Here is a 13783-nt window from a genome sequence, read left to right as displayed (position 1 = left end):
CTTGCCGCGGGCCGCATCGGGCAAAGTCACATTTCCTTGTCCCGCCGGGCCAGCGCCGCCTTGTACAGGTCGTTCTTGCGCGCCCCGGTGGCTTCGGCCACCTCGGCGGCCGCCTCTTTCAGGCGCATGCCTTCCGCGACCAGCGCCAGGACGGCACCCACATGGTCCTGGGCATCGCACACTCCTCGCGCTCCTTCGACAACGATGGTGATCTCCCCCAGCACTTCGCCGCGGGTTTGGGCCATGAGCTGGGTGAGTTCACCCCGCAGCACTTCCTCGTGGGTCTTGGTCAGCTCTCGGCAGACGACGGCCCTGCGGTGGCCTCCGAGCACGTCAGCCATGCGGACCAGCGTCTCGTTCAGTCGCTTGGCCGCCTCGAAGAAGATCAAGGTGTGGGGCATCGACGCAACGGAGGTCAGGTGACGGCGGGCCTCCCCGTCCTTGCGCGGCAGGAATCCCTCGAAGCTGAACCGGTCGCTGGGAAGCCCTGACACCGCCAACGCGGTGACCGGCGCGGAAGGTCCCGGAAGCGCCGAGACCGGCACTGCGACCTCGACGGCTCGGCACACGACCCTGTAGCCGGGGTCGGAGACGGTGGGCATTCCGGCGTCCGAGACGATGAGGACCCGCGCTCCGCCCTCGGCCATGGAGACCACTTGGGCGGCACGCTCGCCCTCGTTGTGGTCGTGAAGACTCAGCAGTCTGCCATTGATGCGCACGTCGAGGCGTTTGGCCAGGGCCAACAGACGCCTGGTGTCCTCGGCGGCCACGACCTGGGCCTCTCCAAGGGCGCGCACGAAGCGCGGAGAGGCATCTCGGATGTCCCCGATGGGGGTTGCGGCCAGCAGAATCGAACCCGGAGGCTGGACGTGGCGGTCGTCATTTTCCACCCGCCCATTGTCACATCTCGCGGGAGCGGGCCCGCACGTGGAACGGGACCGACCCCGAAGGGTCGACCCCGTCATGGAAAGCCCTGGAAGGGGCTCGTCGGATCAGGCGATCACTCGCCGATCTTCTCGTCGATTGCGGTGCGCGCGGCGTCGATCTGCTCGTCGAAGCGGCCACCGGTCACCTGCTTGGCGGCGTCGGCCGCCATGTCGAGGGCCTTGTCAGTGGAAGCCTCGTCGCGCAGAACGCCTTCGACGGCGCCCTGTGCCTGCTTGGTGATGTCATCGAGGTTCATGCGGGTCCTCCCCTTCTCTGGGTTGCAGTATCCCAGCAATGGTACAGGCACTTCCCGGGCAACGAGTGACCTGCACGGCCGAGCCCGCACCGGCCGAGGTCCCCCTTGTTTTCGGATGCCCGAAAGGTGTAGCCTCCGGATTATTCGGGCACCCGAAACTTTGGGTGGTCGATGTTGAAAAGCACCGCCGACGAACAGGAACGGGAGACCACACGTGACCCCCTCACGCATCGCACTGACAACCGGCGCATTCTGCGTCGCCTCGACACTGGCACTGACCGGATGTCACACCGGCGGCGCCGGCGCGCAAAGCGGGGGGAATTCCGAGGCGGCCAACACCGTGAAAATCGTCGCCACCACCACGCAGATCTGCGACTACGTCACCCAGATCGCCGCCGACAATTCCTCCACACCGACTCTCGCCCTCGTCAAGAACACCGCCGAGGGCACCACCGAGACCTTCGGAGCGGACCCGTCTTCGGCAGCCTCGACGATCGACCTGACATGCCTGCTCGCCCCCAACGCCTCGGCGCACGAGCACGAACTGACCCCCAAGCAGGCCACGGCGATGGCCGAAGCAGACCTGCTCCTGGTCAACGGAGTCGACCTCGAACACTTCCTCGACGCCGCCGTGGAATCCTCCGGGTTCAAGGGGATCATGGGGGTGACCTCCGGCGTCCTGTCCTCCAAGGACCGTGACGACCTTGACGCACAACTCAAGGCGGAGCAGAACCTGCCCTACAAGGTCGCTCGCGGCTCCAAGACGATCGAAGTCAGCCCGTGGCCCTTCCCGCCCGAGGACGGTGAATCCCAGGCCGAGTTCCGCTTCGACCCGCACGTGTGGACCGACCCGAAGAATGCGGCGGTCCAGGTGGAAAACATCGGAGAGTTCCTCTCCATGACCTCCGAGAAGAACAAGGCGCTCTTCGAATCACAGGTGAGCGCCTACAAGAAGAAGCTCAGTGACCTCGACGCATGGGCCGCCGCGTCGATCGACTCGATCCCGGAACAGCACAAGGTGCTGTTCACCTCCCATGACGCCTTCGGCTACTTCTCCGCCTCCTACGGAGTGAAATTCATCGGCGCCGCCCTGTCGGACTTCAACCACCAGCAGGACGCCACTGCCGATCACATCACCAAAGCCGCAGCCGAAGTGAAGAAGTCGGGAGCCACCGCCCTCTTCGCCGAGAACTCGAACAACTCCAAGTCGATCGAGGCGGTCGCCCGCGCGGCAGGGGTCAAGGCCGTCATCGGCGACGACGCCCTGTACGGCGACTCCTTGGGCCCCAAGGGCTCCGAAGGAGAGACCTACACCGGCTCGATCATCCACAACGTGACCACCCTGGTCACCGCATGGGGCGGCACCCTGGCGCCCCAGCCCGATTCCTTGAAGTGAGCACTGCCATGCCCCGCCCAGTCCTGTCCTTCACCGATGCGGCCCTCGGATACGCCGGGACGCCCGTGGTCCGGCAGTTGCACTTCGACATCCACGAGGGCGAGGCCGTCGCCCTCGTCGGACCGAACGGCTCTGGAAAGACGACCCTGCTGCGGGCCGTCCTCGGGGCCGTCAGGGTGTTGGAGGGCACCGTGGACCTGGGCGACACGCGGATCGGGTACGTCCCCCAGTCCGTCGACGTCGACCTCACCTTCCCGGTGACGGTGCGCGAAGTCGTGACCATGGGACTTGTCGCCAGACTCGGGTGGTGGGGACGCCTTGGGCGTCACGGACGGGCCAAGGTCGGCCAGGCCCTCGAAAGGGTGGGCCTGGCCGACCGCGCCGATCGACGATTCGGCGAGCTCTCGGGCGGGCAGCGCCAACGGGTCCTCTTGGCAAGGGCCCAGGTCGGCGACCCGGGGCTGGTCCTTCTGGACGAACCCTTCAATGGGTTGGACGAGCCGAACCGGGCCGCCCTGCTCGACCAGATCCAACAGATGAAGGCGGAAGGGGTCGCCTTCTTGGCGTCCACTCACGACTTCGACCTTGCCAGGCACGCATGCGACCACGCGCTGCTCCTGGCAGGGCGGCAGGTCGCTTTCGGCGGTGTCGAGCAGGTTCTGGCTCCGGAGGTGCTCGCCCTGGCCTACGGGGGGCACGCCGGCGACGAGGTGGTTCGCGAGCACTCGCTCACGGTGGCCCGCCTCGCCAGCGTCGACCTCACCGATTCTGCTCCCGCCTCCCCCACGCTTGCCGCCCTGGGCCCCACGGGTCCTGCCCCCACGGAAGCCGGCCCGGCCGCTCGCCAGCCGGCAGGACGCGCCTCATGACCTCTCTGCTCCTGGAGGCCCTGGAAGCGCTGAGGAATGCACTTGCCGGCGTTCCCGGCTTCGTCACTGTGGCATCGACCCCATACTTCTTCCGCCCCTTCCTCTTGCTCGTCACGCTGGGGATGACCGCGGGCCTGGTCGGGACCATCGTCAATCTGCGGCGTGTGGAGTTCAATGCGGAGGCAATGGTCCACTCCGTCTTCCCCGGCATTGTCGGCGGCGCACTGTGGGGAGGACTCGAAGGCATCCTGCCCGGCGCTGCGCTGGTCAGCATCCTCGTCGTTGCGGCACTCACATGGACAATGCGCTCAGGAGGAGCAAGTGAGAGCGCCACCGCAGTGGTCCTCACCTCGTTCTTCGCCGTCGGCATCGTCCTGTCACTGCGGGTCGGGGACAGCTCGGGACAGCTGGAGGCGCTCATGTTCGGCCGCATGCTGGAGGTCACCGATGCGCGGCTCCTCCAGGCCCTTGCGGCCTGCTCGGTCGGCATGGTTCTCGCGGCGCTGACATGGCGAGCCCAGGTCTTCGTCGCCTTCGACCCCGACGGGGCTCGCGCCTGCGGGATCCGCGTGACGCTGGTCGACTTGGCCTTGAACACGGCGATCGCCGCGGTGGTGGTCTCGGCCGCATCGGCGGTCGGAGTGCTGCTGGTCATCGGCTACATGGTGGTGCCGGGGGCCGCAGCGCGGCTGTTGTCGTCCTCGCCGCGGACCATGGCGTTGCTCGCAATCCTGGCAGGAGTGGCCGGCGGCTGGCTCGGCCTGTGGCTGGCAACCCTGCCCTCCGCCCGGCTGGTGTCGCCCCAGGCGAGTGTGGCCCTCATGGTCCTGGCCTCCTTTCCCGTGGCCCTGGCCGCTCAGCAGATCCTCCAATTCATTCGACGTCGAGGGCGCTCCCACGCGCGGCCCACCACCCCGCGTGCCGAGGAGGCGCTCAGCGCATGACACCGGTACTGCTGGACATTCTTCGTCTTCCGATCCTCGAGGTCGTGGCGGTCGGCGCCCTGTGTGGGCTGGTCGGTGCCTTGGCCGTCATGCGTGGGCGAGTCTTCTTCGCCGAATCCGTGACTCACGGGACTTTCCCGGGGGCCGTCCTGGGCGTGGTCGTTGGAGCCGCACTTGGGGCCGACCAGCAGTCGCTGTCGGTGTGGCTCTTCGCCGGAGCATTCGCCATGTGCGTGCCCCTTGCGTGGCTCATGCGAGGACTTTCGCGCATCCGGGGCATTTCTCCGCAGGCAGCCGCCGGCATCGTCCTGACTTTCGGATTCGCGTTGGGCTACTTCCTGGCCAAGTGGTTCGCTCCTTTGCCCTTGCAGATCACCTCCTTCCTCACGGGGTCATTGCTGCACGTGAATGTGGCTGATGTCGCGGCCGCCGCCACGGTGCTCGCCCTCGCCACTGCGCTGGTGGTCTTTCGCGGACGTCACTTGGTCGCGCTGAGTTTCGACGAGGACGGATTTCGCGCTCACGGCGGCAGGGTGGAACTGGCCGAGGGCGCCATCCTCGCCCTGGTCGTGTTGACCACGGTGGTCGTCATCCCCGCAGTGGGCACGGTACTGTCCCTGGCTCTGCTGGCCGCTCCTGCGGCCAGTCTCAAGCCGTGGGCGCCTTCGGCACTCAGCCTCGTGGTGTGGTCGCCGCTCCTGGGCGCCGGCCTCGGCTTGCTCGGCCTGGGAGTTGCCGTCATCGCTGACCTGTCCGCCGGCGGCACCATTGCCGTCCTGGCCGGAATCACCTACCTGGGCGCCACAGGAGCCCACCGATTCCGCCTGCGCATCGCCCGCTGAGCGCTGCACTCGCCGCCCGCTCAACCCGCGAGATTCGTCCGCCATCTCGTGATGATTCGGCCATCGTCTCGCCGGCTTCGTCACTCTGGGTGTACTGGACGGAATCCGGAAAACTCCCCACGCGGCGCGTCAAGCGGCCGAAAGGAATCGGAGGGGAAGTCAATTCCCGGCCTTGAGGCAACTAGACCTGGATCGGAACGCTGAAGACGACCGACCACCGCTCGGCCGATCTGTTCACAGTGAAGGTTCCTCCCAAGGTCTCGATCCGACGCTGTGCCCCGTCCAGACCAACCTTCGAGGACAGCTCCGAGCTGGTGGGCACATCGGAACTGATCGCGTTGACGCACATGCATTCGACGGTACGCCCATCGCACTCAACGACCAGCGAGACCGTGGAAGACGGGGAGGCGTACTTCGAGGCATTGGTGATGAGCTCGCCAATGACCCTCACCAACTGCTGATGCACACCCGGGGTGATCATCGGGTTGTCCAAGAGCTCAATGCCTTCCTCGACCAGCGTTGCGCCGCGATCGGCGAGTGAGGCCCGGGACCCCGCGATGGTCTCGGAAAGGCGCGGCGGCGGGGAGGATGCCAGGAGCAGGAGTGCGTCATCCCCCTTTGCGGTGCTCATTGCCTTGAGACCTTGCCGCAACTGCCGTAGGGCGGTGCGGACCGGGAGGATGACGGTGGCCAGCTCTCGTTGGAGGAGATCGTCATCGGGATGCGCCAGCCGGCTCTGCTCGGCGAGCATGACCGCATGGCTCAGGTCGCGGACCACGGTGTCATGGAGCTCGGAGACCACCAGGCGCCGCTGCTGCTCCAATCTCTCCCGGCGATTCCGCTCGCTCGTGGTGACCATGTGGCGATGACGCCGAACGATCTCAGCGCCGACGAGGCAAGGGGTGGCGACGATCCCCGTCAAGATGAGGCCAACGTGGGCGCCAGGGGGCGAAAACGCCATGTGCATGTAGACGACGAAGGCGAGGCCATGGGCCCCAGCCGCCAGATAGGGCACCCAGCGCGGGTATCCCCTGGCGAGGAGGAGCGTGCAGATGAACAAGGGAGTGGAGAGGGCCGCCAAGGCAATTGGCTCCACTCCGAACAAGGCCGTCCAGCCGAGGACCATGCTTGCGCTGAGGCCGGCAGCAGGGTGCAGTGAGGACAGGGGGAGGCATGCCACGAGGAGCGCAGTGAGCCCCAGACCCCGTGGCTGCCAGGAGTCGACCATGACCGGAGAGATGACGAACAGGAACAGAGCGATCCCCGCCTGCATCAGATGCGCTTGCCTCGTGGGCCGCCACACGGGGAAGGTCAGCTCATCGCTTCTGTGAGGACACATGGTGGCACCTCTCGGAGGGGGGGAACGTGATGGTTAAAATTCTCCCATGCATGATGACGCCATCCCCTCTGCGCAAGCCGACATCCGCGATGAGAGGTGCCAAGTGGTGGTCGTCGACGACGATCCGATGGTCCTGCAAGCCCTACGGGCCTACCTGAAAGAGGATGACAGGATCGAGGTGCTCCGCACCTTCAACTCGGCCAAGCAGGCGCTGGCCTTCCTCCGGCACCACCAGGTGCATGTGCTCATCACCGATGTGCGCATGCCGGGTACGGATGGACTGGAGCTCCTCACCACCGTGAAACAGGAGATGCCGGAAACCGCCGTCATCATGCTCACCTCATTCGATGACGATGAGGCCATGAGAACGTCGCTGGACCAACGAGCCAACGGCTTCCTTCTCAAGGACTCCTCCCCCGAGGAGGTGATTCGCGCCGTCCACGCCGCCCGCGACGGCGGCACGACCATCTCCCCGGCCACCGCCTCCCGCCTCGTTGCCCACCACCTGCGCCCCATGGCAGCGCCCCGCCCCGGCATCACCCAAGCCGAGACCGAGGTTCTCGCCCTCCTCTGCGAGGGGTGCTCCAACGCGGAGATCGCGGAGAAACTCTGCCTCTCCGAGGCCACCGTCAAGACCCACATCTCGCATGTCATGAAGAAGTACGGCGTGAACTCCCGGCTGAAGCTCGTCGTGGCCGTGCACCAAGAGGAGATGCGACCTGCCGCCCGAGTCGCTGATGACACCTGAAGCGGATGCCTGACGGCCTTCTGCGCTGCAGCGACATTCGACGGTGTTGCCGCAGCGCAGAAGGAATGGTGCCATTGTCGTCGAGCGCTTGTGTGCTTTGAACCCTCAGTCCTCGGCCAGCGCCGCAACCGGTGCCACCGCGCTCGCCCGGCCTGCTGGGACGAGCGCGGCCGACACGGCGACGAGCAGTGTCACACCAAAGATGCCCGCGAGCGCGACCAGAGGGAGTACGAGGGTGATCCCGCCGTCTTTCAACGCTGCCAAGGTGTCCGCTGCGCCCAGGGCGCTTCCCGCGATGAGCCCCAGGGTTCCGCCGACCACGGCGAGGAGCACTCCTTCGGTGATGATGAGGCGCTTGATCTCCGATCGACTCGAACCGGTGGCGCGCAGGACACCGATCTCACGTGTGCGTTCCAGGACTGAGACATCGATGGTGTTGGCCATGCCGGACAAGGAGATGATGAAGGCCGCTCCGATGACGAGGCACACGATGAAGATCATGCGGTTGATGTTCTCCTCGACTTGTGCCCGGGCCGCCGCGCTTCCCACGACCATGAGGTCCTGTCCCCGGGAAGCCTCCCGGATCGCCTTCTCTGTCGCGCCGGAGGAGTCTTCGCTCGTGCGGATCCACATCATCGAGTCCGTGGGTGTGCCCGCCGTGAGGCGTTGCGCCGTGGCGGGGGTGATCGCCGCGCCCCAGCCCTCACGCACTCGTGCCGTCAGCGTGGACTGGCCGCCGGGTCCGGTGAGGGTGACTTGCGTGCCGTCGGGAATGTGATAGATGTCGCCCACGATGAGTGTGTCATCGGACAGGTCCTCCAGCCCGAGGGTGGATCGAACGACGGTGGCGGCCTGCACTTTGTCGATGCTGACGACGTAGAGCTTCTCCTGCTGTTCTCCCAAGTTCCTGGTCACCTCGATCGAGGGGACGGTGAGCGTTTTCTCAACCCCGTTGACGGATGCAATGGTGGAGGTGAGGCCCTTGACGTCCGTGCTCGGCGTGATGCCGTGGATCTGCACGTCGACGGGCGACCCCCGGTGCACCAGTTCGTCAAAGGACCCGCGCAGGGAGAACAGGCCGACGAAGAGCGCTGAGCCCACCAGCACGCAGACGAAGAACGTGGACGTCGTCGCTGCGGAACGACCGGAGTCGGCAATGAGGTTGCGGATGGCCAAGTGGAGGATCGGAAATCGTCCTGGCGAACCGAGGTTTCCGACGAGTTGGGCGATCGCTGTCGTGAGGAAGGGCAGCATCGCCAGGAAGCCGGCGACGGTCAGGGCGCTTCCGCCGGCTGCGAGGGGCAGCTGCCCTCCTGTGGCCCCCAGTGCGGCGAGGATCCCTCCGACGAGGACGATGACCGCCCCGACGGCTGCGACCCATCGGTGCTTGCGTGCCGCCTGTTTCACGTCGGCGCTCTGTCCGGTCAGGGCCACCAGTGGTGAGATGCGTGTGGCCCTGCGGGCGGGACGCAGTACTGCGATGAGTGCGGTCAAGGATCCCAGCCCGATGGCGAGGGCCACTGAGAGCGGGGAGATCGTCAAGTGCTCTGCGACCAGGTCGGCGAAGACTCCCGAGCGGATCAGGATCGCGGCACTGCCGACTCCGAGCCCGGCCCCGAGGACGGAGCTGATCACTCCGGTCAACAGGCCCGTGCGCACGATGGCGAGCAGCACTTGCCCCCGGCTGGCGCCGACGCAGCGCAGGAGCCCGATGGTGCGGGTCTGTCTTGCCACGAGAGTGGTGAAGGTGGTGGCGATGACGATCATGGCGACGATCGCGCACACCGGGGCCAGCAGGTTGAGGACTGTTGCAATGGTTGTGCTCCCCTCCTCGTTGCTCGCGCGCTGGAAGATCTCCTCATCAGCGGTCTGCACCAATGCCGAGGGCTGGACCGCCTCCACCGCTGCGGCCACTTTCTCGCGCAGATCAGCAGGGCTGTTGCCCGGTGAACCGGTCACATACAGGTAGCGGTAGTCTCGCTCCCCTCCGAGCGCCACGATCTGATCGGTGGTGGCGTAGACGGTTCCGGTTCCAGCGAGGTGGGAATCTGCGCCCGGGGAGATGACGCCGACGACGGACGAGGCCGCGCGCGTGGTCTCCTCGGGGGTTTTGGTGCGGATCGTGTCACCGACGCCAAGCCCCTGTTGCTCGGCCAGGTCGGTACTGACGAGGACTTCACCGGTTGCGGATGGGAGCCGACCGCTGGTCAGGGTCGTGTGCTCGGTGAGAACGGGCACGTCCTGGACCACGACGGTACCGCCGATCGAGTTCGCCAACTGTGGGGGCAGATCGAGTTTGAGGTGAGACCAGTGCGAGCCTCGGACGGAGGAGACACCGTCGATCCCGGAGATCCGCGACACGAGGGCCTCGTCCAGCCCTCCTTCGGTGCTGCTGGGCAGACGCTGGTCGGTGACGACGGCATCCGCGTCTCCCACGGACAGGCGGGCCTGCGACTGCATCTGGGTGCGGAATGAGCCGGAGACGACGAGGGCGAAAGCGATGAGGGCGGCACTCATCATCACTGCGACGAATGCGGCGATGGCGCGCCTCACGTCGAAGATGGCGGGCATCAGCAGCCTCCCGTTCCCGTGACACGGGCGTGGGCGCCGACGTGGCGCGACACGGGGGCGTCGTCAATGACATGGCCGTCGCGCAACCTGATGATGCGCGTGGTCGTTGCTGCCGCGTCCTCGTCGTGAGTGACCATGACGATGGTCTGGCCCAAGGTTTCGCACATGCGGGCGAGGGTCTCCAGGAGGTTGGCGGCAGAGGCGGTGTCCAGGGCACCGGTGGGCTCGTCGGCGAAGATGACATCGGGACGGCCCACCAGGGCGCGGGCAACGGCAACACGCTGCTGCTGTCCACCGGAGAGTTCGTTGGGCTTGTGCGTCAGGCGGTCGCCGATGCCCAGGGTGGTGATGACTGCCTCGAACCAGGCCTTGTCCGGCTTGCGGTGTGCCAGTCGCATGGGCAGCAGGATGTTGTCCTCGGCGGTCAGTGAGGGCAACAGGTTGAAGGACTGGAAGATGAAGCCGAGTTTGTCGCGGCGCACTTGGGTGAGGCGCTTGTCGTTCATGGCGGCCAGATCGATCCCGGTGATGAGGATCTGGCCGGAGGTGGGGGAATCCAGGCCGGCCAGGCAGTGCAGCAGGGTGGACTTGCCGGAGCCGGAGGGGCCCATGATGGCGGCGAACTCGCCTTTTCGGATGGTCAGGCTGACGCCGTCGAGGGCGACGACCCGGGCCTCGCCTTGGCCGTACACCTTCGTCACGCCCCGGGCCTCGATGACGTGGTCTGTTCCTGTGGCGCTGTGCCACCATTCGGTAACGCTCATGTGGCGTTCAACTCCTCGATCAGGTGGAGGATCGGACAACTACGAACGTTAGAGACATTCCTGAACTGCGGGAATACTGCGAACGAGGGGTTTTGCGTCCTGATCTCCGTCTTTCGATGGAGGCTGCAGCACCATTGGTCGGAGCGCTCCTGGGTCTGGCGGGCCGGGGTGGTGGAGCGCATTCATGTGGCAGGTGGATGGGTGAGGCGAGAGCGGGTGGAGGCGATCGTCCTGCTCGCCAGTCGCGCGTCGGTTGGCGGCTCGAGCAAGTGTTCGTCTCCCCTGGAGCCGCCACTCTCCGCCAGATACGACCTTTTCCCGTGAGTGCCGTACGTGATTCGCTCGTCACGGGTCCCATCGCGCGCGTCCTTGGGCTCGGCGATCCTTCTCGCTCCGGGCCGACTCCCTTGGCGCAGAAGGGGCGGCGGCGCACAGGATCTCGTTTGGCTGTTCCAAGACCGGGTTGCGGTGCTTCAACGCACCAGGCCCGGCCGACTTGGGGACCGCAGGGGCATTGGGGTCTTCGCCCCGTTCGTCTTTTGCGATCCGGCGATGCACACGCGACTTGGTGCAGACGAGAGCCATGACCACTTGCGCCCGCAATCGCTTCGGTGCCGCCGGCGCGAAGCGGCGACAGAACGGGTCGGAGGAGTTCGGCCGCGAAGAAGGTCGATGGCGCCGGACTCCACTTCTGCGACAGTGGGGCGCCAGGAGGTCGAGGGGGTGGCCTTGGGCGATCGACACGACGACTGTGCCACACGTCCACACGGGCCCGGGTGGGATGGAACCATCGCCTGCCACCGACCCCTCCAGTGCGCCTGCGTGGTAGAGGTGGGCGGGTTTGTGTCAGCGGCTGCGGCGCTTGAGGGTGAGGGTGGCTCCACCGAGCAGGGCGATGAGCAGTGCGATGGGGGCCAGGTTCTGTGCGCCGGTGTGGGCCAGTGTCGAACTGGTCTTGGCCGGGGTGGTTGCCGGAGCCTTGGTCTGGGGCTTGGCAGGTGCGGTGGGCGCCGGGTTCGGGCTCGGCGAGGGCGCCGGGTTCGGAGCGGGCGCCGGATTCGGGCCGGGAGCCGGGTTCGGGGCGGGGGCGCAGGACAGGCCGGCGGGGTCCACGAAGGTGCCGGTGACGGGTTGGGCCGACAGGAGGATGAAACGTGTCTTGCCGGCGCCGGCCATGGCCGCGTCGTAGGTCGCGGGGTCTTCTTCGCCGTCCTTGTCGAAGTAGTAGAGCTTGGCGCTGAAGTCCTTGCCGTAGTAGTCGGCGGGCTTCTGGTTCTTGGCGGTGAGGTAGTCCTCGATCTTCAGGGAACCACCATCGGCAAGGATCTTCGCCACATCGGCCTTGGGCAGGTGGAAGTCCTGTCCGCCAATGCTCACGACCAGACGGTAGTTGTCCTGACGGTCCTTGTCCCATGCGGTCAGCGTGGCCGTGTTGGCCTTCGCATCGCAGGTGGCGGGGGTGAAGGTCAGGGTCGGAACCACCACGGGGCCACGAGCGCTGAGAGTGTGGCGATCGAGCTTGATGAAGCGTTCCTTGGTCTGTCCGGCAATCACTGAGGCAAGATCGACATACAGTGTGGTCGCGTACTCGCCAGCCTGGTCGAAGTAGTAGACGTCGACGCTGGCGCTCTTGCCGTAGTACTTCTTCGCCTCGTCGGCGCCGATGAGCTCTTCAAGGGTCGTGGTGCCGCCATTGGCGAGGATCTGCTGGGACTTGGCCTTGGGCACAGCCACGGACTGTCCGTCAAGGGTGACGATGAAGCGGTAGTTTGCGTTTGCGGCGCCATCGCCTCCGCTGACCTGGATCTTGTTCGTGCCCGCAACTCGCGTCATCGTGACGACGGGGGCGGCAGGAAGGGTTTGCTTGCAGGCCGTGTCGGGATCCACCAGGGCCGCCTGAGTGTCAGCCAGCTTGATGAAGCGAGTCTTTCCCAGACCAGCGGCCTCGGCGTCGTAGGAGGCAGGAGGCTCTGTCCGGTCCTTGTCGAAGTAGTAGAGCTTGAGGCTCACGGTCTTGCCGTAGAAGTCGGCGGGATTCCTACCGGCCAGGGTCAGGTATTCCTCGACGGGCTTGGTATCGTCGACCAAGAAGGTCGACGTCATTGCCTTGGGAACGAACAGTTGCGTGCCGTCGCCGAAGAAAAGGGCGACTCGCATGTTCTCCATTTCCGCAGCAGACAGTGCGCCGGCACCCGCCACGGTGAGGATGTTGCGCGGAGCATGGCAGGTCGCACCGGTGAAGGTCACCACCGGCGCGGTCGGCACTGCCGCATGGGCGGCAACAGGGACCAGCGCACCTGCAGCCAGGGCGAGCACCAGGCCCCCCTGCACGACGGAACGGAATTTCACGAACAGACTCCTCTGAAGGAGATCCATTGATGGGCTCTCGAAGTCTATCGAACACCTCCTGGACAACCATCGACCACTACAAGAATTCAGGCGCACCAAAAGCCGGACATTCATTCAGGCATTCAGGCATCAAAAGAAGCAAAAGGCGAATTGTCAGAGCCCGCGAAAAACGTTGGAAGTAAGGGGGCGACGAACAGTGCGTCTTGTTCGTGGCATTTCGCGTGCGCATGGCACCACCAGAAGATCGCCTGATGCACCGGGGCGGGTTCATGAGTGGTTTCCGGCCGGCAACACCTGCAAGAGGGTGCACCAAGGCGCTGGGGCCGACACCCGCACATGGACGGTCGCAGTGCGGATCAGTGGCACAGCCAGCAGGTGGAGGTCACGGGAAACCCCTGGCCGGGCCAGGAGCCCGTCGCGGTCCCGATCAGGGCAAAAGGAGGGAAGGTACAGCACTGGACCTTGGAGTGGGGCCACACCTTCGTGCCGTGGACGTCGGCAGGATGCGTACCTGCCGACGTCCGTCCTGGCTGGGGTTTGGTGTTGTTGTGTGGGTGTGGTTGTGGGGGCCCGGAGCGTGTGCTCTGGGCCCCCATGTTGGGTGGTTGTGTTGCGGTGGTGTCCTACTCTCCCACATCCTGTCGGGTGCAGTACCATCGGCGCTGTGGGGCTTAGCTTCCGGGTTCGGAATGGGTGCCGGGCGTTTCCCCCACGCCATGACCGCCGCAATGGTGTCAACCGTGTTCCACGCCCCCTGGTGTTGGGGGGTGTGGGTTGG

The 13783-nt window shown here is 65.9% G+C and carries 11 protein-coding genes and 1 rRNA gene; 5 read left to right on the top strand and 7 right to left on the bottom strand.

The features are described from left to right. Window positions 1-26: 26 nt before the first annotated feature. Both rsmI and I6B53_RS02580 read right to left on the bottom strand, forming a co-directional pair. A complete protein-coding gene (rsmI, locus tag I6B53_RS02585) occupies window positions 27-890 on the bottom strand; it encodes a 16S rRNA (cytidine(1402)-2'-O)-methyltransferase (protein WP_253953945.1) in 864 nt (287 codons plus the stop codon). A gap of 110 nt (window positions 891-1000) precedes the next feature. Continuing rightward, the gene (locus I6B53_RS02580) at window positions 1001-1183 is read right to left on the bottom strand and encodes an Rv0909 family putative TA system antitoxin (RefSeq protein ID WP_216764711.1); all 183 of its coding nucleotides are present in this window, start codon (window positions 1181-1183) and stop codon (window positions 1001-1003) included. Window positions 1184-1457: 274 nt separating this feature from the next. On the opposite strand from I6B53_RS02580, the gene I6B53_RS02575 reads away from it, so the two are divergent. The 4 genes from I6B53_RS02575 to I6B53_RS02560 are packed head-to-tail and all read left to right on the top strand — an operon-like array spanning window position 1458 to window position 5234. Further along, window positions 1458-2579, top strand: coding sequence for a metal ABC transporter substrate-binding protein (locus tag I6B53_RS02575; RefSeq protein ID WP_253953996.1), 1122 nt, complete (start codon window positions 1458-1460; stop codon window positions 2577-2579). Window positions 2580-2587: 8 nt separating this feature from the next. After that, window positions 2588-3448, top strand: a complete 861-nt coding sequence (locus I6B53_RS02570; protein WP_216764710.1) for a metal ABC transporter ATP-binding protein — start codon at window positions 2588-2590, stop codon at window positions 3446-3448. Further along, window positions 3445-4392, top strand: a complete 948-nt coding sequence (locus tag I6B53_RS02565) for a metal ABC transporter permease (RefSeq protein WP_253953944.1) — start codon at window positions 3445-3447, stop codon at window positions 4390-4392. Before I6B53_RS02570 ends, I6B53_RS02565 begins: the two co-directional genes overlap by 4 nt. Further along, window positions 4389-5234, top strand: coding sequence for a metal ABC transporter permease (locus I6B53_RS02560; RefSeq protein ID WP_216764709.1), 846 nt, complete (start codon window positions 4389-4391; stop codon window positions 5232-5234). Before I6B53_RS02565 ends, I6B53_RS02560 begins: the two co-directional genes overlap by 4 nt. 181 nt (window positions 5235-5415) lie before the next feature. Here I6B53_RS02560 and I6B53_RS02555 read toward each other — a convergent pair whose 3' ends face one another. After that, window positions 5416-6360 carry a histidine kinase gene (locus tag I6B53_RS02555; RefSeq protein ID WP_253953943.1) on the bottom strand — a complete coding sequence of 315 codons (945 nt, stop codon included), beginning with the start codon at window positions 6358-6360 and terminating at the stop codon, window positions 5416-5418. Between the two features lie 259 nt (window positions 6361-6619). Between I6B53_RS02555 and I6B53_RS02550 the strand changes: the two genes are divergently transcribed. Beyond that, the gene (locus I6B53_RS02550; RefSeq protein WP_216764707.1) at window positions 6620-7321 is read left to right on the top strand and encodes a response regulator transcription factor; all 702 of its coding nucleotides are present in this window, start codon (window positions 6620-6622) and stop codon (window positions 7319-7321) included. A 105-nt stretch (window positions 7322-7426) separates the two neighbouring features. Here I6B53_RS02550 and I6B53_RS02545 read toward each other — a convergent pair whose 3' ends face one another. From I6B53_RS02545 to rrf, 4 genes are all read right to left on the bottom strand, one after another. Continuing rightward, window positions 7427-9892, bottom strand: coding sequence for an FtsX-like permease family protein (locus I6B53_RS02545; protein WP_216764706.1), 2466 nt, complete (start codon window positions 9890-9892; stop codon window positions 7427-7429). Beyond that, on the bottom strand, window positions 9892-10656 hold the full coding sequence (locus I6B53_RS02540) for an ABC transporter ATP-binding protein (protein WP_216764705.1): 765 nt from the start codon (window positions 10654-10656) through the stop codon (window positions 9892-9894). Before I6B53_RS02540 ends, I6B53_RS02545 begins: the two co-directional genes overlap by 1 nt. Window positions 10657-11502: 846 nt before the next feature. After that, on the bottom strand, window positions 11503-13005 hold the full coding sequence (locus tag I6B53_RS02535; protein ID WP_216764704.1) for a hypothetical protein: 1503 nt from the start codon (window positions 13003-13005) through the stop codon (window positions 11503-11505). 610 nt (window positions 13006-13615) lie between these two features. Further along, window positions 13616-13733 (bottom strand): 5S ribosomal RNA (gene rrf, locus I6B53_RS02530). Window positions 13734-13783: the final 50 nt, after the last annotated feature.

Origin of the sequence: Schaalia sp. 19OD2882 (assembly GCF_018986735.1) — a bacterium.
Taxonomy (GTDB): Bacteria; Actinomycetota; Actinomycetes; order Actinomycetales; family Actinomycetaceae; genus Pauljensenia.
Note: the sequence above shows the minus strand (reverse complement) of the source record. Positions and strands in the feature narration are given on the sequence as shown.